Origin of the sequence: Ensifer adhaerens (assembly GCF_028993555.1) — a bacterium.
Classification (GTDB): Bacteria; Pseudomonadota; Alphaproteobacteria; order Rhizobiales; family Rhizobiaceae; genus Ensifer; species Ensifer adhaerens_I.
Genome location: NZ_CP118610.1, coordinates 335,997 through 358,148, shown reverse-complemented (window position 1 = coordinate 358,148; position 22,152 = coordinate 335,997). Strand labels below are relative to the sequence as shown.

The 22,152-nt window shown below is 61.9% G+C and carries 20 protein-coding genes; 4 read left to right on the top strand and 16 right to left on the bottom strand.

Annotated elements, in window-relative coordinates; translation table 11 throughout:
* Positions 1-223: 223 nt before the first annotated feature.
* Positions 224-2,044, top strand: a complete 1,821-nt coding sequence (edd, locus tag PWG15_RS01665) for a phosphogluconate dehydratase (RefSeq protein WP_275022769.1) — start codon at positions 224-226, stop codon at positions 2,042-2,044.
* A gap of 98 nt (positions 2,045-2,142) precedes the next feature.
* Here the strand turns inward: edd and PWG15_RS01660 are convergent, their stop codons facing one another.
* From PWG15_RS01660 to PWG15_RS01630, 7 genes are all read right to left on the bottom strand, one after another.
* Positions 2,143-2,508 (bottom strand): GFA family protein, encoded by a 366-nt coding sequence (locus PWG15_RS01660; protein WP_275022768.1) that lies wholly within the window; start codon positions 2,506-2,508, stop codon positions 2,143-2,145.
* Positions 2,509-2,597: 89 nt separating this feature from the next.
* On the bottom strand, positions 2,598-3,008 hold the full coding sequence (locus PWG15_RS01655; RefSeq protein ID WP_275022767.1) for a hypothetical protein: 411 nt from the start codon (positions 3,006-3,008) through the stop codon (positions 2,598-2,600).
* A 175-nt stretch (positions 3,009-3,183) separates the two neighbouring features.
* Positions 3,184-4,272 (bottom strand): ABC transporter ATP-binding protein, encoded by a 1,089-nt coding sequence (locus PWG15_RS01650; RefSeq protein WP_275022766.1) that lies wholly within the window; start codon positions 4,270-4,272, stop codon positions 3,184-3,186.
* Positions 4,273-4,331: 59 nt separating this feature from the next.
* Positions 4,332-5,984: a beta-galactosidase BglA gene (locus PWG15_RS01645; protein WP_425536728.1), complete on the bottom strand. Its 1,653-nt coding sequence runs from the start codon at positions 5,982-5,984 to the stop codon at positions 4,332-4,334.
* A 28-nt stretch (positions 5,985-6,012) separates the two neighbouring features.
* Entirely contained in the window at positions 6,013-7,158 is a 1,146-nt protein-coding gene (locus PWG15_RS01640) for a carbohydrate ABC transporter permease (protein ID WP_275022764.1), read from the bottom strand.
* A 1-nt stretch (position 7,159) separates the two neighbouring features.
* Entirely contained in the window at positions 7,160-8,173 is a 1,014-nt protein-coding gene (locus tag PWG15_RS01635; RefSeq protein WP_425536727.1) for a carbohydrate ABC transporter permease, read from the bottom strand.
* Positions 8,174-8,361: 188 nt separating this feature from the next.
* Positions 8,362-9,720 (bottom strand): ABC transporter substrate-binding protein, encoded by a 1,359-nt coding sequence (locus tag PWG15_RS01630; protein WP_275022763.1) that lies wholly within the window; start codon positions 9,718-9,720, stop codon positions 8,362-8,364.
* Positions 9,721-10,012: 292 nt separating this feature from the next.
* On the opposite strand from PWG15_RS01630, the gene PWG15_RS01625 reads away from it, so the two are divergent.
* Positions 10,013-11,044: a LacI family DNA-binding transcriptional regulator gene (locus PWG15_RS01625; protein ID WP_275022762.1), complete on the top strand. Its 1,032-nt coding sequence runs from the start codon at positions 10,013-10,015 to the stop codon at positions 11,042-11,044.
* A 48-nt stretch (positions 11,045-11,092) separates the two neighbouring features.
* Here the strand turns inward: PWG15_RS01625 and folD are convergent, their stop codons facing one another.
* A complete protein-coding gene (gene folD / locus PWG15_RS01620; RefSeq protein WP_275022761.1) occupies positions 11,093-11,992 on the bottom strand; it encodes a bifunctional methylenetetrahydrofolate dehydrogenase/methenyltetrahydrofolate cyclohydrolase FolD in 900 nt (299 codons plus the stop codon).
* A gap of 251 nt (positions 11,993-12,243) precedes the next feature.
* Positions 12,244-14,256, bottom strand: a complete 2,013-nt coding sequence (locus PWG15_RS01615; RefSeq protein WP_275022759.1) for a GumC family protein — start codon at positions 14,254-14,256, stop codon at positions 12,244-12,246.
* Between the two features lie 267 nt (positions 14,257-14,523).
* Between PWG15_RS01615 and PWG15_RS01610 the strand changes: the two genes are divergently transcribed.
* Positions 14,524-15,789: a lipopolysaccharide biosynthesis protein gene (locus PWG15_RS01610; protein WP_275022758.1), complete on the top strand. Its 1,266-nt coding sequence runs from the start codon at positions 14,524-14,526 to the stop codon at positions 15,787-15,789.
* A 14-nt stretch (positions 15,790-15,803) separates the two neighbouring features.
* Here the strand turns inward: PWG15_RS01610 and PWG15_RS01605 are convergent, their stop codons facing one another.
* From PWG15_RS01605 to PWG15_RS01595, 3 genes are read right to left on the bottom strand one after another with little or no spacing between them, the layout of a single operon-like run.
* Positions 15,804-16,697, bottom strand: a complete 894-nt coding sequence (locus tag PWG15_RS01605; protein ID WP_342457046.1) for a DUF6492 family protein — start codon at positions 16,695-16,697, stop codon at positions 15,804-15,806.
* The gene (locus PWG15_RS01600; RefSeq protein ID WP_275022757.1) at positions 16,694-17,509 is read right to left on the bottom strand and encodes a WecB/TagA/CpsF family glycosyltransferase; all 816 of its coding nucleotides are present in this window, start codon (positions 17,507-17,509) and stop codon (positions 16,694-16,696) included. The genes PWG15_RS01605 and PWG15_RS01600 overlap by 4 nt, the downstream gene beginning before the upstream one ends.
* Positions 17,506-18,744, bottom strand: a complete 1,239-nt coding sequence (locus PWG15_RS01595; protein WP_275022756.1) for a glycosyltransferase family 4 protein — start codon at positions 18,742-18,744, stop codon at positions 17,506-17,508. Before PWG15_RS01595 ends, PWG15_RS01600 begins: the two co-directional genes overlap by 4 nt.
* 155 nt (positions 18,745-18,899) lie before the next feature.
* On the opposite strand from PWG15_RS01595, the gene PWG15_RS01590 reads away from it, so the two are divergent.
* Positions 18,900-19,889, top strand: a complete 990-nt coding sequence (locus tag PWG15_RS01590) for a glycosyltransferase family 2 protein (protein WP_275022754.1) — start codon at positions 18,900-18,902, stop codon at positions 19,887-19,889.
* Between the two features lie 126 nt (positions 19,890-20,015).
* Here PWG15_RS01590 and PWG15_RS01585 read toward each other — a convergent pair whose 3' ends face one another.
* From PWG15_RS01585 to PWG15_RS01570, 4 genes are all read right to left on the bottom strand, one after another.
* Entirely contained in the window at positions 20,016-20,582 is a 567-nt protein-coding gene (locus PWG15_RS01585) for a hypothetical protein (protein WP_275022753.1), read from the bottom strand.
* Positions 20,582-20,950 (bottom strand): hypothetical protein, encoded by a 369-nt coding sequence (locus tag PWG15_RS01580; protein ID WP_275022751.1) that lies wholly within the window; start codon positions 20,948-20,950, stop codon positions 20,582-20,584. The genes PWG15_RS01585 and PWG15_RS01580 overlap by 1 nt, the downstream gene beginning before the upstream one ends.
* Before the next feature lie 130 nt (positions 20,951-21,080).
* A complete protein-coding gene (locus PWG15_RS01575) occupies positions 21,081-21,632 on the bottom strand; it encodes a rod-binding protein (protein ID WP_275022749.1) in 552 nt (183 codons plus the stop codon).
* A 103-nt stretch (positions 21,633-21,735) separates the two neighbouring features.
* Positions 21,736-22,149, bottom strand: coding sequence for a hypothetical protein (locus PWG15_RS01570; protein ID WP_275022748.1), 414 nt, complete (start codon positions 22,147-22,149; stop codon positions 21,736-21,738).
* Positions 22,150-22,152 lie beyond the last annotated feature (3 nt).

Here is a 22,152-nt window from a genome sequence, read left to right as displayed (position 1 = left end):
CCGTTCCTGTGAACGGGCGACAGACGCTCTAGATCGAATGATGTTGGGTCGAACCGACCCAATAGGAACTTTGGAGACACGTTCAGCCGGTGGCGCCCCATCGGAACGAAAGCGTGTTTCTGAGAAATGCCGGGACGCACCTGCGTTCTCCCAAGCGCACCGCGTTCCGGACCGATGACTGGATGAAGATGAGGAGCTTCAAGGCTCCGGAACAGGATTTGCCATGTCCGCCGATTCCCGCATTGCCGCGATCACCGCTCGCATCGTCGAGCGCTCGAAACCGCACCGCGAACCCTATCTTGACCGCGTCCGCCGGGCGGCATCGAGCGGTCCGCATCGCAGCGTGCTCGGCTGCGGTAACCTCGCGCATGGATTTGCCGTCTGTTCCCCCGCCGAGAAGGTGGCGCTCGCGGGTGACCGCGTGGCCAATCTCGGTATCATCACCTCCTACAACGACATGCTCTCGGCACACCAACCGTTCGAGACCTATCCGGCGATGATCCGCGAGGCCGCACGCGAAGCAGGCGGCGTGGCGCAGGTGGCTGGCGGCGTTCCGGCCATGTGCGACGGCGTCACTCAGGGGCAGCCAGGCATGGAGTTGTCGCTCTTCTCACGCGACCTGATCGCCATGGCAGCCGGCGTCGGCCTGTCGCACAACATGTTCGACTCCACCGTCTATCTCGGAGTCTGCGACAAGATCGTGCCGGGCCTCGTCATCGCGGCGCTCACCTTCGGCCATCTGCCGGCGATCTTCGTGCCCGCCGGGCCGATGACGTCGGGGCTGCCGAACGACGAGAAGGCGCGGGTTCGCCAGCTCTTTGCAGAAGGCAAGGTCGGCCGCGACGAACTGCTCGAAGCGGAGTCCAAGTCCTATCACGGGCCGGGCACCTGCACCTTCTACGGCACCGCCAATTCCAACCAGATGCTGATGGAAATCATGGGCTTCCATCTGCCCGGCGCCTCCTTCATCAATCCAGGCACGCCGCTGCGCGATGCGCTGACCAAGGAAGCGGCCAAGCGGGCGCTGGCGATCACCGCCATGGGCAACGAGTTCACGCCGGCCGGCGAGATGATCGACGAGCGTTCGATCGTCAACGGCGTCGTCGGCCTGCATGCGACTGGTGGATCGACCAATCATACGATGCACCTGGTCGCCATGGCGCGCGCCGCGGGCATCGTGCTCACCTGGCAGGACATTTCCGAGCTTTCCGACATCGTGCCGCTGCTCGCGCGCGTCTATCCGAACGGGCTTGCCGATGTGAACCATTTCCACGCCGCCGGCGGCATGGGTTTCCTGATCAGTCAGCTGCTTCGGGGTGGTCTCCTGCATGACGATGTCCGCACGGTCGTCGGCCAGGGTCTCGATGCCTACAAGATCGACGTCCGGCTTGGCGCCAATGGCAACGTCGAACGTGTGCCGACGCCGAAGGTAAGTGCCGATCCGAAGGTGCTTGCCACCATGGAGCAGCCGTTCCAGCACACGGGCGGCCTGAAGATGCTGACCGGCAATCTCGGCAAGGCGGTCATCAAGATCTCCGCCGTCAAGCCGGACCGCCACGTCATCGAGGCGCCCGCCAAGATCTTCCACGACCAGGCCGAGCTCAATGCCGCCTTCAAGGCCGGCAAGCTCGAAGGCGATTTCGTCGCCGTCGTACGCTTCCAGGGCCCGAAGGCCAACGGCATGCCCGAACTGCACAAGCTGACCACCGTTCTCGGCATTCTGCAGGACCGCGGCCAGCGCGTTGCCATCCTGACGGACGGACGCATGTCGGGCGCGTCCGGCAAGGTACCGGCGGCAATCCACGTCACGCCGGAGGCCAAGGACGGCGGCCCGATCGCCCGCATTCAGGAAGGCGATATCGTCCGTATCGACGCCGTTGCCGGGACGATCGAGGTGCTGGTCGAGGATATTGCGCTGAAGACGCGGGTGCCGGCGCATGCCGACCTCTCGGACAACGAGTTCGGCATGGGGCGAGAGCTTTTCGCCCCATTCCGAGCGATTGCGGGCGCTGCTGATCACGGCGCTAGCGTTCTCTTCCATTAAGACGCAAAGAGCGCCGCTCTCCTGAGCCGAGGCGGCGCTCCCTTCTATGCCGAACTTTTCTTCGCGCCAGCGGTGAGCCATTCGCCCACACTGTCCGCTTACGGCAGCGGACCAGGGAACATGTCGTTGCGCCCGTCGTAGCGTTCGATTTCGAGCGTGAAGACGTCGATGTTCTCGATGCAGCGCGCGTTGACCGAAATCTTGTTGTCCGGATAGCCGCTGCGCAGCACCGGCGTGCCGCAGGTCGGACAGAACTGGTGGCCTTCGTTGAGCCCGCGCCAGATATAGCTCGACAGGCGGCGCTTCTCGGTGAGCAGCTTTACGTTGGCTGCGTCGACCTTCCAGTGCAGGAAGCCGGAGCGCCGACAGGTCGAGCAATTGCAGTCGACGAGGCCGGTCAAGTCCTCATCGACCTCAAAGCAGATGTCGCCACAGTGGCAGGAAAGCCGATAGGGTCGCTGCATGGCCAGGGTCCAAATTCGTTGATGAGGACCACAACCATTCATTGAGCAAACAGGACGGTCAAGTCCCGCGCATCCGGCCGACGCCCGCCTCAGCGATAGATGTCGAGCGTGCGGTTGCGGTGGTTCGGATGGGTGCTGTAGACGAAGATACGATTGAGGTCGCGATCCGTCAGCAGGCGCAGGAAGCGCGCTTCGATGACGTTGTTCGCATGCACCCGTTTCAAGAGGCAACCGACCATCTGGATTCGCGCGCTCGGAATATCCAGATAGAAGTTCTGCGGCAGCTGATACTGGGTCAGGATGCCGAGGACGGCGCCGCTTTTCGACAGCTTGAGGATCTCGCAACGGCGCGAGCTTAGCTGGGTCATGCCCTTCTCGGTATATTCGATCCGCGCCTCGTTCCGTGTGTCCTCCATCGGAAAACTCGCTTCCCGATCGTACATGAAGGACTCTTCCTTGTTCAGGAAGTGCTGTTGCATTGCCGGCGCCGCGCCTCTCATCGATATGCCTTTCTTATCCCCTTTTGAGACAGATTAGCGGCAGAGATTTAACAGAGGGTTTGATCTGCAGGTTGCATTGAAAAAACCCGCCCGATTTTACGGGCGGGTCGAGAGGGCAGATGTATCTTCACGCAATTCCGGACGGAAACCGCTACGCACTTTTCCTGGAATTGATTCAGCGACGATAGCTGCGACCGTCGGCATCGAAGAGATGCAGCTTGGCCTTGTCGGCGGTGAAGCGCACCTTGTCGCCGCGATGAACCGGCAGGATGCCGGGGATCTTGGCGATGATCGGTTCCTTGTCGACGAGGCCCTCAATATAAAGCAGCGTCACTTCACCGAGCGCTTCGACGATCGAGATGGTGCCCTCGAACAAGAAGTCGTCGGTGGTCGTGACCTGCAGGTCCTCCGGCCGAACACCGAAGCTCGCCGTCTTGCCGTTCTGCGACGAGTCCGTCGGGATATCCAGCGTCACGCTCTTGCCGCCGGTCAGCTTCACCGTGGTTTGCGCGCCGGTGGCGGTAACACTCGAGGGAATGATGTTCATCGCCGGCGAGCCGATGAAGCGCGCGACGAAGAGATTGGCCGGCCGCTCGTACAGTTCCAGCGGCGCACCCACCTGCTCGATATGGCCCTGCGACAGCACGACGATGCGGTCGGCGAGCGTCATCGCCTCCACCTGGTCGTGGGTGACGTAGATCATCGTCGTGTCCGACATCTGCTCGCTGAGCTTGGCGATCTCGATGCGGGTGGCGACGCGAAGGGCCGCGTCGAGGTTCGACAGCGGCTCGTCGAACAGGAAGACCTTGGGGTCACGGCAGATTGCGCGGCCGATCGCGACGCGCTGACGCTGCCCGCCCGACAGTGCCTTTGGCAGGCGATCGAGATACTTGGTGAGTTGAAGGATATCGGCGGCGTTGCGCACCCGGCGATCGATCTCCTCCTTTGACTCCTTGGCGATCCGCATGCCGAAGGCCATGTTGTCGTAGACCGTCATGTGCGGGTAGAGCGCATAGGACTGGAATACCATGGCGATGCCGCGCTTCGACGGCGGCACGGTGTTGACCCGCTCGCCATCGATGAACATGTCACCGCCGGTGATCTCTTCGAGGCCCGCGATCATGCGCAGCAGCGTCGACTTTCCGCAGCCGGAAGGGCCGACGAAGACGATGAACTCGCCCTGCTTGATGTCGAGATTGATGCCGTGAATGACATCGACCGCGCCATAGGACTTGCGGATATCTTTAAGCAGCAGACCTGTCATTGCACCCTCCCCTTCGGTTCTTCCCGTCAGTTCTTGCTCTCATCATTGCTCAGCCGGCGTCACACCAACCGGGCGAAGTACGCGCCCCAGGCTGGCAGGTTGACCGTTCTATCCTTCACTTCGGCCGCAAAGCCGTGCCCTTCAAGTGCGGCAACCGGTTCGTTCGGCAGCGTGGCTGTCGCTGGGTCGCCACCCATATTGAACAGGCAGTAGAGCTTCTCGTTGCCATAGCTGCGCACGAAGGCGAGCACCTGTCCATCCGTATCCAGGAACTCGATCTCGCCCTTGGCGAAGGCCGGATGGGCCTTACGGAAATGCAAGAAGCGGCGGTAGTGCTCGAGGACGGATGTGTCCTCACCCTGCTGCGCCGATACGGCGCGTGCCAGATGTTCGGTCGGCACCGGAAGCCAGGGCTTCGCACCACCGAAGCCGCCATTGATCGCGGTAGCGTCCCAGACCATCGGCGTGCGGCAGCCATCGCGGCCCTTGAAATCGGGCCAGAACTGGATGCCATAGGGATCCTTCAGGTCCTCATAGGCAAGCTCGGCTTCTGACAGCGCCAGTTCCTCGCCCTGATAGATGCAGACCGAACCACGCAGCGACATCAGCAGGCTTGCAAGCAGCTTGGCGTGCGCATCGCGATCGGCAACGCCTGCGCCCCAGCGACTGACATGGCGCACGACGTCATGGTTGGAAAAGGCCCAGCAGGCCCAGCCTTCAGGTGCCGCCTTCTCGAAGTTCCGGAGAACCTCGGCGACGGTCGCCGGTGTCGGCGGTTCCGGCGCCAGGAATTCGAAGGCGTAGCACATCTGCATCTTGTCGCCGCCGGAGGTGTATTCGCCGGCGATCTCCAGACCGCGCTGGCTGTCGCCGACTTCGCCGACGGCGGCGATCGCCGGAAACTCGTCCATGACGGCGCGGAAGCGCTTCAGGAATTCGAGGTTTTCCGGCTGGTTCTTGTCGTAGAGATGTTCCTGATAGTTGTACGGATTGACCGCCGGCGCGGTCTGGGCGTTGCGCCGTTCCGGCGCCAGTGCCGGATTGTCGCGCAGTTGCTTGTCGTGGAAGTAGAAATTGATGGTGTCGAGGCGGAAGCCGTCGACGCCGCGCTCCAGCCAGAAGCGCTCGACGCCGAGCAGCGCATCCTGGACTTCCGGATTGTGGAGGTTCAGATCCGGCTGCGAGGTCAGGAAGTTGTGCAGGTAATATTGAAGCCGCGTCGGATCCCACGCCCAGGCGGAGCCGCCGAAGATCGACAGCCAGTTGTTGGGCGGTGTGCCATCGGGCTTGGAATCGGCCCAGACGTACCAGTCGGCCTTGGCGTTGGCGCGGCTCGAGCGGCTTTCGACGAACCAGGGGTGCTGGTCTGACGTATGCGACAGAACGAGGTCGATCATCACCCGGATGCCGAGGCGGTGCGCCTCGGCGATGACGGCGTCGAAATCGGCAAGGCTGCCAAAGATCTGATCGACATCGGTGTAGTTTGAGACGTCGTAACCGAAGTCCTTCATTGGGGAGGTGAAGAACGGCGAAATCCAGATCGCATCGGCACCGAGAGCGGCGATATGCGGCAACCGGGAAACGATGCCCTTGAGGTCGCCGATACCGTCGCCATTCGAGTCCTGGTAGGAGCGCGGATAGATCTGATAGATCACCGCGCCGCGCCACCAGTCCCGATCGGCCTGCAATGTGGAAGTGCTCATTTCGGTCATGCTCATTTTCTCTGGTAGTCCCTGGTTGTCAGCCGCCCTTGACCGAACCCGCCAGCAGGCCGCGCACGAGATAGCGCTGCAGGCTGAAGAAGACGATCAGCGGAACGATGATGGTAATGAAGGCGGAGGCTGTCAGGATCTCCCAGTTGCCGCCGCGCGAGCCGAGCAGGTTGACGAGCCGGCCGGTCAGAACCAGTTCGTCCGGCCCTGCGCCCAGGAACACGATCGCCACCAGCAGGTCGTTCCAGGTCCATAGGAACTGGAAGATCGCGAAGGAAGCGAGCGCCGGGAAGGACAGCGGCAGGATGATCTTGACGAAGATATCGAAATCGCTGGCGCCATCGACGCGGGCAGATTCCATGATTTCGCGCGGCAGGCCGGCCATGTAGTTGCGAAGCAGGTAGATCGCGAGCGGCAGGCCGAAACCGGTATGGGCGAGCCAGATGCCGACATAGGTCTTGGCCGACACGCCGAAGAAGGCTCCGACGCCGTTATAAAGCTTCAGAAGCGGGATCAGCGACATCTGCAGCGGCACGACGAGAAGACCGACGACGACGGCAATCAGGATCGCCCGGCCCGGAAACGGCATCCAGGCGAGCGCATAGGCAGCGAAGGCCGCGATCATGATCGGGATGATGGTCGCCGGTACCGCAACCGTCAGCGAGTTGATAAAGGACCGGCCGATGTTCTCGGCACCGAGCACCTCGGCATAATTGTCGAAAGTGAATCGCGGCGGCGACGAGGCCGTGACGAAGACGCGCTGGCCACGCGAGCCTTCCATCTTCTTGTCGGAGACGATCTCGAAATTGCCATCCGCCTGGACCGTCAGCTTTTCGCCGTCGTTGAGTTCGGCGGTTTCGCCGGCCTTGAACGCAGTCGGTTCGCGGCTGTTGAAGCCGAAGGCGGAGATCTGGCCCTGCTGGCCTTCGAGCAGGTTACCCGAGATTACGAACTTGCCGTCGCGTTCGACCTGGGTATCCGGGCCGGGCGCCCGGGCGACGATGTTCTGCGACGAGGTCGAAAGGGCTGTCCACCAGCCGGAGACGGCAAGCTGATCCTTGTCGCGCAGCGAGGAGATCAGAAGGCCGGCAGTCGGCAGCGTCCAGAGCGCGACGATCAAAAAGACCGAGAAGTGGACAACCCACATGAGGGGGGAGCGTGTTGCAGGATTCATCTCAGTGCCCCTTCATTTCCTTGGCCGCATTGCGGATGTTCCAGACCATGATCGGAATGACGAGAACCATGATGACAACGGCGATCGCCGCACCTCGGCCGAAGTCGCCGCCCCCGCGGAACATCCAGTCGAACATGAGGTTGGCGAGCACCTGGCTCTGCCATTGACCGTTGGTCATCGCGAGAACGATATCGAAGACCTTCAAGACGAGGATGGTGATGGTCGTCCAGACGACGGCGATCGTGCCCCAGATCTGCGGTACCATGATCTTGAAGAAGATCTGCCAGCCATTGGCGCCGTCGATGACGGCGGCCTCGATCGTCTCCTCGGGAATGCCGCGCAGCGCGGCCGAAAGGATGACCATGGCGAAACCGGTCTGGATCCAGACGAGGATCGCCATCAGGAAGAAGTTGTTCCAGAAGGGCAGCGTGATCCAGGCCTGTGGGTCGCCACCGAAAGCAACGACGATGCCATTCAGGAGACCGATCTGTTCCGCGCCCTCGGGGCGAAAGTCGTAAATGAACTTCCAGATAACCGCGGCGCCGACGAAGGAAATTGCCATCGGCATGAAGATCAGGGTCTTGGCGATATTGCCCCACCAGATGCGATCGGTGAGCGCGGCAATGACCAGGCCGAAGAAGGTTGCAAGCGCCGGAACGACCAGCAGCCAGAGGAAATTGTTGTAGATCGACTGGCGGAATTCGCCGTCATTGACCATCCAGACATAGTTGCTGACACCGACGAAGCTCTGGCCGGCGCGATCGTGCACGCTGTACCAGAGCGACATGAAGACGGGATAGATCAGGTATACTGTGAGTGCGAGGAGCGCCGGTCCGAGGAACAGCCACGGACGGATGGCATTGGTGATACGCAGGTTTCTTGAGGCGATAGCACCGGATTTTCCCTTCGACGGAAAGATCAGGTCGAGAATGAAACTGGTTCCCCAGAAATAGGCGGCGCAGCCGATGACCCCGCCCAACATGAACCCTGCAGCCTTTAAAAGCTGAAACAACATGACATGTCCCTCCCCCTCGATGCACGGTCGCGTGCAGGGCTGGCGATTGTCGCCGTTCTCATTGGGGCGCGCCGCGTTTCATCGCTAGGAGCAGGAAGCGAGCGGAAAACCGCATACACTTCTCCTCGCCCCGCTCTGGCATCGTGCCCGGATCGGTAACGGGCGGCATTTCTGCCGCCCGGAGTTTGTTACTTGATCGCGTCCCAGGCCTTCTGAACGCCATCGGCGACTTCAGCCGACGACTTGCCGCCGACGAAATCGACCATGCCGGTCCAGAACGCACCCGCACCGATCTTGCCCGGCATCAGGTCGGAACCGTCGAAGCGGAAGGTGGTGGCATTCAGGAGGATCTCGCCCTGCTTCTTCAGCGGCGGGTTGCCATAGGTGTCGACGTTGACGCTCTTGTAGGGCGTCAGGAAGCTCGTCTGCGCCATCCAGACTTCATGGGCGATCGGCGTCTTCAAGAATTCGATGAAGGCACGCGCTGCCGGCGTGTCCTTGGTGATCATCGCCAGCGTGCCGGCGCCGAGCACCGGATTGCCGAGATCCTTCTTGCTCTCGTAAGGCGGCATGTAGAAGAAGTCGGCGTCCTCACCGATCACCGTGCCCTCCGGGAAGAAGGACGGAATGAACGACGCCTGGTGGTGCAGGTAGCACTTCGGCGGCGAGGCAAACAGACCCTTCGGGCTGTCGCGGAAGTCGGTGGAAGCAACGGCCGCTGCACCGCCATCGACGAATTTGTCGTTCTTGGCAAACCAGCCGAACTCGTCAATTGCGCCCACGACAGCCGGGTCGGTGAACGGAATCTCGTTCTTGACCCACTTGTCATAGACGTCGGCCGGCTGGGTGCGCAGCATCATGTCTTCGACCCAGTCGGTTGCCGGCCAGCCGGTCGCACCGCCCGAGCCGAGACCGATGCACCAGGGCTTGCCGCCGTCAGCGGCGATCTTCTCGGTCAGCGCCTTCAGCTCTTCCATGGTCTTCGGCACTTCGTAGCCGGCGTCCTCGAAGTTTTCCGGCGAGTACCAGACGAGCGACTTCACGTCGATCTTATAGGGGAAGGCATAGAGCGCGGCATTGCCGTCCTTGCCCTTGTAGGTCGAGAGGTCGACCCAGGACTGTCCAGCGGCGTAGTTGTCGAGCAGCCACTTCTGGGTGTCGTCGCCGAGCGGCGTCAGGTAGCCCTTGGAGGCGAGATCGGCGATCAGACCCGGTTGCGGGAGGATCGAGATTTCGGAGGGGCTGCCGGCCTGCGTGTCGATGACGATCTGCTGTTCGTAGTTTTCCGACGACGAGTACTTGATCTCGGCGCCCGTCGCTTCGGTGAAATAGGCATAAACGCTCTTGAACAGAGCCTCGTCCTCGCCGCGCCACGGACCGAAGATGGTCAGCGTCTGGCCCTTGAGGTCGTGACCCTTCTTGAATTCCTCGAAGCTCGCCCAGTTGAACTTCGAATCCTCACCCGGCTTGAACTTGAGGTCCGCGGCGCCGGCGGCACCTGCGAACAGGGCAAAAGCCGCCACGCCCAACAGCAATGATCTCTTCACGTCCTTCTCCTCCCAAGATGAACCCGGATCCCGCCGGGCAGTCGACAATGCGCAAAAATTCAAAGCGCTTTGAGTTCGCTAACAAACCATTGCGACACGCGAGGAGTCAAGAGATTTCCCATCCCTGTCCTCAATGCGACGAATTTGTGCTTTGCGGTAACGTTTTGCACCGCGCAATGGTTGAATTCCACTTTGTTGCTCGAAAAACGGATGCTACACAAACGCCTAGGCGCTGGGACCAAACACCAAAAATCATACGGATATCCAAAGCGCTTTGGGAGGAATCCTGACCATGGCGGTCAATCTCAAGCAACTTGCGGAACTGCTCGGCCTGTCCCAGACGACAGTCAGCCGCGCATTGAACGGCTATCCGGAAGTCAACGCCGAGACCCGCCAGCGCGTGCTGCAGGCCGTGCGCGAGACCGGCTATCGGCCAAACCGCGCCGCCCAACGGCTGGCCACCGGCAGAGCCTTTTCCATCGGCATGGTCATGCCGATTGCGCCCGGCATCGATTCCGACGTGCATTTCGGCGAATTTCTCGCGGGCCTTGCGGAAGAGGCAGTCAAGCACGACTTCCATTTCGTGCTCAACCCGAGCGCGCCGGAAGACGAGGAAGTCACCTTCAGGCGGTTGGCGGCAAGCGGCAATGTCGATGCCCTCTTCCTTGCTTATATGCGCGCCAACGACCCGCGCATCGCCATGCTGAAATCTCTATCGATCCCATTCGTCGTGCATGGCCGATCGATCGGCGAAAGCCGGGACTACCCTTTCCTCGACATCGACAACACCAGTGCCTTCTACGATGCCGCGCGGCTGCTCATTCAGCTTGGGCACCAGCGGATCGCGCTGATCAATGGGCCGGAATACTTGAGCTTTTCCATCCGCCGCAAGAAGGGGATGCTGCGCGCGCTTACCGAACACGGCCTCACGCTCGACGAGGCGCTGGTCGAGCATTCGCTGATGACCGACGAGCACGGCTACCGCAGCATGCAGCGCTTCCTGCAGCACGCGCAGCCGCCGACCGCGGTGCTCTGCTCGAGTACGGTGCTGGCGCTCGGCGCGGTGCGAGCGATCAATCAGGCCGGTTTGAAGATCGGCGACGATATCTCGCTGATCGCGCACGACGACGTGCTGCCGATGCTGAAGCCTGAAAATTTCAGTGTACCTTTGACGACGACGCGCTCGTCGCTGAGGGCAGCCGGTACCCGCATCGCCACACGGCTGATCGGCGGCATCCTGAAACGTGGCGATTATCCGGAACAGGAACTCTGGCGGGCCGAACTCATCGTGCGCGCCTCGACCGGACCTGCCCCGCAAAAATGACAACGCGCCGCATTTGCGACGCGTCTTGTAATTCCATGTGAACCGGGATCAGAAACGCGGCGGCTTGCGGCCGGCCTTGCGATGAGCGGCAATCACCGTGTTCGCCATCAGCATGGCGATGGTCATCGGGCCGACGCCGCCTGGAACCGGAGTGATCACACTTGCGACCTCAGCGGCCTCGGCAAAGGCGACGTCGCCAACCAGCTTGGATTTTCCCTCACCCTTTTCCGGCGCCGGCACGCGGTTGATGCCGACGTCGATCACGGTCGCACCGGGCTTCACCCAATCCGCCTTCACCATTTCCGGACGGCCGACGGCGGCAACGAGGATATCGGCATTGCGGCAGACGGCGGCCAGATCCTTGGTGCGCGAATGCGCCGTCGTCACGGTCGCATTGGCAGCAAGAAGCAGCGCCGACATCGGCTTGCCGAACAGGTTCGAACGGCCGATGACGACGGCATTCAAGCCGGAGAGGTCGTCACCATGGGTCTGGCGCACGAAGACCATGGCGCCGGCCGGCGTGCAGGAGACGAGGCCGCCGTCGAGATCGCCGGTCGCCAGCTTGCCGGCGTTGACGACATGAAGGCCGTCGACGTCCTTTTCCGGCAGGATCGACTGGATGATCGGTTCGGAATTCAGGTGCTTGGGCAGCGGCAGCTGCACGAGGATGCCATGAATGGAGGGATCCGCATTGAGTTCTGCAACCAGCGCCGCGAGCTCTTCCTGCGTCGTTGCCTCAGGCAGCGTATGCTGAATCGACAGGAAGCCGCATTCCTTGGCCATCTTGCTCTTGGAGGAAACATAGGCGTGGCTTGCCGGATCGTCGCCGACGATCACGACGGCCAGACCCGCGCGCACACCGGCATCCGTCTCGAGCGCCTTGGTCGCCGCCTTCACGGTCTCGATCACCGAAGCGGCGACTTTCTTGCCATCAATCACAGTCGTCACGGCATGTTCCTCCTGGCTTCCTGTTCACGCGGCACACTCTAGTTCGCCCGGGAAAAGGCGATGGCCTCAAAGCGCCCTATGCTGTTCCAAACGCATAAATGCAAGAGGCTGCGACAAGGATGGCGGATGTTTCGTTCCGCCAGGGGCATTTCCTTTCAAAGGTGAAAGGCGAAGATGGGGGCGCTCAAAATCGTGAGAGTGCGATCTCCCCAGAATCGCAAAGTGAATGGAGGCCACGCTTTGGCGATGGTCTATCCACGCGCCAGCTTCTGACGCGAATAATGCTCGACGCGGCACCTCAACGCCCGCAGATCTTCCTGCACCTTGGCGATATCGGTGTCGCTCTCCGCTTCTGCAGACGGCAGCGGGCGCTTGGCCGTTGCCTCTCCCGCTTCGCCACGACGGGCGGCGGCGTAAGCGGCAGTCAACGATTGCGCATGATGGGCCGCCGGGCTGAACTGCGGCGGAAGATCGGACCTGGCAGGAGCCGGATCGGCGTGCAGCTGCTTGCGCTGCGATGGTTCGGGACCACCCTCTGGCTCCGGTGGCTCCGGATCCTGATCGCGCTTCGGCTCGGCACCGGGGCCGGCAAACAGACCGCGCATGCTGCGATAGATGCCGAGCAAAACGCCGAGGCCGAAACCCGCGAAGAAGCCCGCCATGGTGGCGGCGATCACGATGATCTTGCGGGAGGGGCCTTTTGCCTGCAGTGCCGGCTCGGCCTTGGAGATCACCCGGATGTTCTTGGCCGTCAGCTTTTCCTCTTCGCGCGTTTCGCCGGCGCGCTTCAGGAAGGATTCGTAGATTTCGCGGGTTGCTGCGGCTTTCCGTTGCAGTTCACGCAAAGCGACGAATTCGGCGGACGAATCGATCTGTCGCGCCTTTTGCACCGCAAGCTGCTGCAGCAGGTCCTGCTCGGTGCGCTGGGCGCGATCGAGCTCGGTCCCGGCCGCGGCCGCAATGCGACGCAGTTCGTTGGCGATTTCGGAGCGCGAGGCTTCGAGCGCCTGCTGGGCGGCAATCCTTTGCGGGTGGCGTGGCCCGAGGCTCGCGTCAAGCGCGCTCAGTTGCGCCCTGGTCGCGGCAAATTGCTTGCGCAGCTCGGACAGCGCCAGCGAGTTGATTTCCTCCGGGTAGGCCCCGGTCAAAACGTCATTCAACTGCACCTTGCCCGAGGCTTCTGCTTTCGCCTTTGCTTCGGCGATGCGGTTGCGGGCGGCGGCGACCTGGTCGCTGAGGCTCAGGAGCTGCTTGTCGGCAATCAACTCGCCGCCGGCGCCGACGATGTCGTTGGTCGCCTTGTAGTCCTCGACTGCCTTTTCGGCAGCGTCGAGCTCGGCCTTCAATTCCTTGATCCGGGCGTCGAGCGCCACCGTCGTCTTCTGGAAGAAGCCGGATTGTGCCGCGGTTTCCTCGCCAAGGAAGGTTTCGACCAGCCGGTTGGCGATCAGTGCAGACTTTTCGGGGTCGCGCGTCTGCGCCTCGACCGTGACGATGAAGGTCTTCGGGTCGCGCCAGACCTGGATGGCTTCTCCCAGCTTCTTCAGCACACGGGCGGATGCGTCGCCGCCGGCCTTGCCTGCGAATTCCGGATCCTTCTCGAGGTCCAGACCGGCTGCAACCTTCTCCATCACGGTGCGCGAGCGCAGCACTTCAAGCTGGCTGTCGACGAGGGCGAGAATGCCTTCGGTCGCCAGCGATTGTTTCGACAGATCGGAATCCGTCAGCCGCACCTCACGCGGGTCCACGTAGAGCTTGCTTTCGGCGACGTAGACGCTGGGCGTCGAGAGCGCGAGCAGAACGCCGCCCACGGCGCCGAGCGCGGTCGTCGCAATGATGATCTTGCGCAGTTGCCAGACGGAGCGCAGGACGGTCTTGATGTCGACGAGGGGCCGATCGCTCGAATTCCCATCGGCAGGTGTGGCCGGCGGCTGGGTATCATTCGGTCGGCTGTCGGCCAACCAGCGCACCAGCCTGTCGCCCATGCCGCTGAAGGCACGGCGATGCTCGGCCGATGCCTTGGCTCCCTTGGGCACTTTCACACCGGTTGCCGGCTGCACCGCTGGGCGGGTCGTGTTTCGTCCACCGGAATGGCCGGACGATCCGCCGGCTGCGGACAGACGATTGAGCAAAGGCGAACTTGACGCAGGCGTATCGGCCGCGCGGGGCTTTTGCGCGCGCGCGGAACCGCGCGTGTCCTCGGCTACGAAATCGAGCAACGATGCACGCGGAACCGGGCGTTTCTCGTCGTCGATGTTGAACATGACTGATCCCGCGGCTGCCGAGACGGCGAATTCCGAATAGTGAAGCCAACCTAAGGAAACATGGAAAACAAATGGTTAATATCCGTGGGCCCGGCGCGCGCAAACAGCGACGATCTCACGCCTTATTAAGCTTTCCCGTCTATGACGATAGGCGGAGAGCGGTTTCAGCAGAAGGCCAGCAAGCCCTGCGTCCGAAACTGCGTAAAAACAAGGAGATAGAGCGCTTCCATCGGCCTCGACGGGAAACGCGCTATTGGAACGTCGGCCGTGCCTCATCGCGTCAAAGCGCTTTATCTCCGCCACCAGGCGCTGATCCACGCCTATCTCTCCATGACCGGGGGTTCGGCCGGGCGGCTCGTGTTGTCACTCATCTACTTCATCGCCGTCGCGAACACGCTTGTCATCGCCGATTTCGGTCTCTTTGCCACGGCGTCAGCGGCCGGCATCATGATCTCGCGCGTCCTTGCCTTCGGCTTCATGTCGCCGCTCTATCGGGTGGCCACCGTAAAGCCGCTGCTGGTCGGGACCTATAGCGCCGGCTTCCTGGTCGGCGCGGTGCTCTCGCTGCCGCTGATCGCGATCATCTGCGCCGTCACCTTCCTTGCCCTATTTTCCCGAGACATGACGGCGACCGCCTTTTCCGCCTTCATGCTGGCGGAGATCATCTGCTGGCGCGGACTGGAAACCGCGGTCATCGTGCTGAATGGCCTTGGCCGTTTCGGGCGCGGGGCGCTGCTCGTGGTGATCGGTACCGCGATCCGCACCGGTGCTGCATTGCTCTTCACTTTCCTATCCTGGAAGACGCTTGAGGCCTGGTCCTATTTTTACCTGGCCGCCAATGCGCTCGGCCTCGTCGTGGCGCTCCTGTGGTTCTATCCCCGGGTCCGGCTGCGTTGGAAGCCCCGCCTCTACTTCCGGCGCTGGTCGGATTCCGTCTCCGTCGCCGGTGCCGAGGTGCTGTTCTACATCCAGTCGGAATTCGACAAGATCGCGGTGCTTGCCATCGGCGGCCCGGCTGTCTCCGGCCTTTACGCCATCCTGATGCGGCTTGCGGACCTGACGGCACTTCCCGTGCGGTCGTTCAACACCCTGCTCGTCCAGCGCATCATGCGCACGCCCGAGGCGATCGCGCGCTGGCGGACCAGGTTGTCGATCGAACTCCTGGTGGCGCTGGCCTCGCTTGCAGCCATCGCGGCCATGGCTTTCTATCTCTGGATCTTCCCGAACGGCCTCGGCCGCAACGTCTCCGCCGCCGCTCCGATCATCGCGATGATCCTTCTCGTTCCCTCATTCCGCAACCTGATCGAGTACCACTCCGAGCTGCTCTATGCGACGGGCCGGACGGTGCGGCGCATGCTGAACCTGCTGATCGCCGGCGTCGTCAAGGTGGCGCTGCTGGTGCTGTTGCTGCGGACAACGACGGATGTAGCCGCATGGGCACCGTCGCTCAATGGGATCTTCTTCGCGCTCTACGCCCTCTCCTTCGTTCTGACCTACGCGGCGCTCAGGAAGCCCGCTGAACGCGTCATCTGACGCCGGTAGAACCTTCAGGCGGCGAGTTCGACGATCGCGCGGCGGATATCGTCGAGGTCGTGCCCGACGAAGGATTGAACGCCGATGCCGATCTGGTGCGGCTCCATATCCCTCAGGAAATCCCTGAGGCCGGAGAGGTCCTGCCTATAGCTGTCCTCGAACCAGAGCACGTGACAGAGCGCAGCATCGGAAGGAACGTGCCCCTCCCCGCCGAGCACCTCGTCGACGTAGCGGCCATAGATCGTGCATTCCGAGAATGCGCGGGTCCGCGTGATCGCGCGGACCCAATTGCGGCCGTGCTGCGCCTCGATGTGGCTGAGCAGCTTCCGGCATGTGTCCGTGCGCCAGGCGATCAGCGTGTTGATGTAGTCATTGGCCGGCAGGTGATAGGGGCCGATGCCGAGAAGGCGATCGGAATGGGCGAGCCATTCAAGGTGGTTGGAGCGCATATGCGCGTCGATCGCGCCGTCGTTGCGGTAGAGCGTCAGCCGATCCCCCTGCCAAAGGCTCGCGGGATCGAAGGCGCGCAGGAACACGACGTCGGAGTCGACCGCAAACATCGCCGCCTCGTCGATATGGCGCGCGAGCGCCAGGCGACGCAGCTGTTGTGCATGCCAGCCACGCAATGGCAGACCGAAGGGACTGAGCCACACCTTCCTGCGACCGGCGGACAATGGGTCAGTGACCGGATGCAGCCACCAGGGCAAGAGATCGCCCTCGCTGACGACCACCCGCCGAGCCCCCTCAAGTTGCCGGAAGAGCTTCACGTCAAAATCGGCCACCAGCAGATAGTGCTTCCAATCGCCCTGGAGCTTGCGGTCCATGCTTTCGCACATGAGCCGGCAACGCTCGAAATCGTTCGCGTAGGACGCTGTGACAACCGCGGTGCGCATGGTCTGACCGTTCACGATGTTCCCGTCCGAAGGCTGGTGTCGGCGATCGGTTCGCGCGAGCGTCCCGACAGCTTGTGCCAGAGGACGTGGCACAGGAAAAGCGGGTTTCCGAGAACGTAGCGGCGCCACATGCGCCGCGGTTCCATCGCCAGACGGAAGAACCACTCCAACCTCAGCCGGCGCAGGAATTTCGGCGCCCGCGGAAACTCTTCCGCAACGAAATCGAAAAGCGCGCCGACGGAAATGACCAGCCGGACATCCTCAGGGCCGACATGGGCATCGACCCATTTCTCCTGGCCCGGACTACCCATCGCGACCAAGAGGATATCTGCCTTCAACGCGCGGACCTCAGCGAGAATCTCCGGGGACCGTTCCCGGTCGAAGAAACCGTCGGAAACCGGCATGAACTCATGCCACGGCGCATGCGCCTGAAAATTCTCGGCGGCACGGGCGAGCACCTTGGGCCGCGCGCCGATCATCGCGATGCGTAGTGGCCTTTCGAGATAGGTCAGCAGTGACGGCACGAAATCCGTGCCATTCAGATTGGCTGGAAACATGCGCCCGTAAAATAGATAGGAAGCGATATCGACGCCGTGCCCATCCGGAAAGACAACCTGGCGCGCCAGCGCCGCACGATACTCTGCATCGCGCATCATCAGGTTGGCGTTGTTGGCATTGAGGAAGGCAAGGACAGTTTGCCCGCCTGGCCGCGAAAGCGCTTCGGCAGCAAAGGCGAAAGCCTTCGCCCAGCCGAGATCGACGACCGGCATTCCGAGGATCGGACGCCGCGACAGAGAAGCGTTGTTCGTGGCAACGATTTGCGTCACGACCGCCCCCCTTCATGGACCGTCAAGTCCGGTGGCAGCGACGGTCCCTCCGCAGCGCTCGCAGGCGCCAGGCCGGCCAGCACATTGCGCATCACCCGCATCAGCCGCACTTTCTGAGCACGGTGGAAGGCAGAGCCGTCGAGACGTTGACGGTCGCCGGCCCGCACCTTGGCGACTTTTTCAACCAGAAGGCGCGCGAATTCCGCGGGATCATCGGTCGTGGCGCAATTGTCGGGGGTCGCATCGATGCCACGCAGCGACGCCTGCGTCGCCACGCACGGCATGCCGAGTTCGAAGGTCTCAAGGCTCTTCAACTGCACGCCGCTGCCGCCACGGCTGATGAGCGGGACGACCGCGCTTTCGGTGACGAAGGCGCGCGCGTCCGGCACCCTCCCTACGAAACGGACGCCGAGATGAGAAACCGAAGGCACGCCGTCCAACTGACCGGCAATCGCGATCGACATGTCTTCGGGCAGATGCGGTACGACTTCGGCGAGGAACCAGTCGAGACCCAGCCTGTTCGGCCGCCAGCTCCATGTGCCGATCAAACCGAGATCGTGGCGGAGGTCCTGATCAGGTTCGCCAGTCGGCGCGGCCGGCGCGTCCCAGCCGGTTACCAGTGGCAGAACGAAGGCACGCTCACTGACAGCGCGGCCGAAGCCGAAGCGATCCGCCTCTGCAAAAGTCCAGACGGCGACGGCATTCTGCGCCAGGTGTTGCTCGTAATGTTCGAGATATTGCGCTTCTCGCCGAAAGAGAAAGCGCTCGATGGTGCCCGTTGCCCGCTCGGCATTCTCGAAGGCGGAATCGGCCTCGACATTGTGGGCGACATAGACGGACGGATAGGGTCGGAAGACCTGTGCGAAGGCGGCCGGCAACTGCACCGAATTGAGCACCAGCCCATCGAATGGGGCAAGGCCGTCGAGGATCGACTGGATCCGGTTTGCCGATACCGCAAGCATCTTGCCGGATGAAACCGACGTGCGGTTAAGGAACGCGGTCGCGAGCCAGCGCAGTTTCCGAAGCGTGCCGACCTTGGCATTGGTGACCTCGAGCTCGCCGAGGAGATGCATCTCGCAATCGAGCGCTGGGGTCTTTCCCGGCTGAAGGAAACCGATGACGCTGACCCGGTGACCGAGCGCACGAAGGCCGTCGAGAACAGCCCGGTTGGCGATGTCGAATCCGGACGCCGGATTGGCGACGGGAACGAGTGAGGAAACCAGGACCAGATGCATTTTGCCACACGTCATGAATGGAACTGGGCATTTCATTAGCAGTATGAGGTGAAAGAGCGCTTAAAGCCCCCTTTCAAAATCTGCCGTCCGGGTTCAGCATCTGTTTAGGAAGATTTGTTGTATTGCACATCAATTTTGCTTGCACAGGTTTCGCCATGATGTCGACCGGCCAGGACATTTCCGTCTACTTCCGGACAGAACTGGAAGACGCCGGCGACGTCGAACTCGTCGTCGTGCTGCCGACGTTTCGCCGGCCCGAACATGTCGTCAAGACGCTGAAAACCATTGTTTCCCAGAGGCCTGACGTCTCTTTTGCCACCGTCGTGGTGGAGAACGACGACGAAGGACTGGCCGGTGCTCAGGCCGCCAAGGACTTTTTCCTGGGCCATCCATCGGAATCGGTCGTCATCGTCGCGCATCAGCGTGGCAACTGTCACGCCTACAATGCCGGCTGGTCGACGGCCCTCGAAACCTATCCGAACCTCAAGGCGATCGCGATCATCGATGACGACGAGGTCGCGGCACCCGAATGGCTCGATTGTCTCATCACGGTACGGGAAACGACGGGCGCCGACATGGTCGGTGGACCGCAGCTTCCGGTCTTCGAAGGCGACGGTGGGCAGAAATGGAAGCGCCACCCGGTCTTCACGCCCCATTACGATACGACCGGACCGGTGCCGATCCTCTACTCCTCGGGCAACGTACTCATTGCCCGACGGGTGCTCGACACGATGCCGCGGCCGTTCCTGGACCCGGCGTTCAATTTTATCGGCGGCGGTGACGCGGATTTCTACAGCCGCAGCAAGGAACAGGGATTCTGTTTCGCCTGGGCGGCGGATGCCTGGGTCGCCGAAACCGTGCCGGCGCGCCGCACAAGCGCATCCTGGATCCGGGCGCGCAGCCTGCGCAACGGCGCGATCTCGACAATGCTCGAGCATCGACGCGATCCAAGTTTCGGCGGGCGGATGCGAACCTTCGGCAAATCGCTGGCGCTACTCGGCGCGTCGATCCCACGCGGCATCGAGCTCTGGAGCAAGAGCGGGCTGGCAAGCGCCGGGCTCTACCACTTCTACGTGGCGATCGGCCGGCTGATGGCCGAGTTCGGCCTCGTCAATGAACAATACCGCACGCCCGAGAAAAACTGACGGCAATAACGTTCGCAGGAGTGCTTCCGGGAAATGCCTGCAACGGCCCTCGTCCGGAGTTTCACAGCATCAAAATGAAATGGTCGAGGTCGGAAAGCGAGCGGACAGGCGCGCGCATTTCTCCGGTCAATGCGCGCTGCTTGCGTTGATCGAGCCTTCCGGCAGCTTGTCGCCGGCAACATTGCCGTTCTTGTCGACGATCGGAACCGGCTTCTGCCGCGGCACGTTCTGGCTGTTGGCGACGCGCTTGACGTCGTCCTTGGTGAGGTATTCGAGCTGCTCGACGAGCACCTCGGTAATCACCTCTCCGCCGAGCTTCTTGTTCAGGCCTTCCTTCACCGTTGTCTTGAACGTGGGCAAATCGAAGGTGCCGGTATCGGCGACATCGATGAACTTCGAGCCGACGAGCAGATCGTAAAGCTCGTCGGTGACCATTTGCCGGAGCGGAGCACGAAGATTGTTGATCCCCTCCTTGGTCGCAGAGAAGGAAAGCTTGGTGAGGAAATAGCCCTGGACGGAACCTTCCCTGATCACCGGAATGGTGATCATCTCACCGGGAACGTACTGCTCCGACGCTCGCCGGGCAGCCTCGCCGTCCGCGACGACGGGCGCCGAGGCGCTTTGCATCGAGAAATAGACCGATCCGAGCGTAACCGCGCAGACCCAGACCCCGGTGAGAATGAGCTTCAGCATCAGAAATCGCTATAGCGGAACTGCGCTTCGGAATAGATGCCGTCCGCATCGGCATCCTGTGCGGCCGTCTTCAGAAGATCGACGACGGAGCGAACCGCTTCGAGATGCGCTTCCACCTTCTGCGAGTTGATCGCCAGCTTGTCGCGCAGATGGCGAGCATGCGACGAGAAGGTCGACGACGTCTCTCCCGGCTGCATGTCGCGATGCAACATCGTCAGTTCATAGAGGCAACGGCTCTTGTGCGCGTTCGACGTCTTGATGTCGAATTCCGGGTCGATACCGATGCGGCTGTTCTCGTTGTCGAGGATCATTTCCAGTCGCCCGAGCACGTTCTGGATCCGGACGTCATTGGATGCCACAGCTTCCATGAATCAACTCCCAATTTTATTGGATCACGATGATCCGGGTCGGTTCGACCCAAATCATGAACGTGATCGATTCCTATGAATTAGAGCGGAATGCGGGAGGAAAACCGCAAACACCTTTCCTCATTCCGTTCTAGGCTTGCTTGTTCTTGTCGTCTTCGGTCGTAAAGCCGGTCAGCGTCTTGCGCTCGTATTCCTGCACGAGGCTTGCGGCGAGGTTTCGGCTGTTGCCGTCGAGCGAGGCCTGGACCCGATCGGTCGCGCTACCGCTCGCCAGTTGTTCGGCGATGCCGATGCCGCCGCTCTTCGAGATGACGTCGCCGATCTGCTCGGCCATCATGCTCTTCCAGATATCGCCTGCGTTGCCTTTACCGAAGACGTTCTCGCTATCGGTCGGCAACATCGACTTCACGAAGTTCTGCAGCACCATGGCCTCGAACTTTCGATAGGTTTCGGGGATCTTCTTCTGCTCGACACGGTTGTTGATGTCGCCGAGCCCGGTCGAACCGTCGGAAGAATTGAGGATGTTGACTGCCGCGGTGAAACCGTTGCCGTTTTCCGCAAGGCTCGTCGCCTTGAAAGCCGCGCGATTGGCCTTCAGCCGCGCCTGGGCTTCCTGCACCTCTGTTGGGTCGGCCGCGCGCACGACATCCATCACCAGATCGCTGGGCGGAGAGATGGCCATGACGAATCCTCTCAAAATCGAGCCTGCATCGACCAAGGGCGATGCGCAAAGGCAATAGTCGGACCGGCATCGCTCCACCGTCGGAGCATCCCCGGATGGCGTACTATCGCCCGTCAACCTTACCGGAAGCTGGCGCCTGCCCGGTAACGTGTTGATCGATCAGGTCATAGATGGAGTTGTCGGCTTCCTCGCGCTCCTCGGACTGGCGCGCTTCCTTCATGTTTTCCTCGAGCCGGTCGGCCTTTGCCCGCTCTCTCAGCATCCGCGCTTCATGCGTTTGCTGGATGCCGTACAGCATCTGGTCCTTCTGCACCAGGCGTCCGACCTGCGAAGAATAGTGACCGGAAAACATGCGGTGCATCGGATGCGCCGATCCCATGGCGTCAACGACCACGTCGATCGTCTCGGCCAGAACTTCACGCTGCCGCACCATCTCGACATAGTCGGCCTCGGCCATCTGCTCGAGATGACGCTGGACGGCCACCAGGCGCTTGAGTTTCTGCGAGCGCGTCTTCATCCG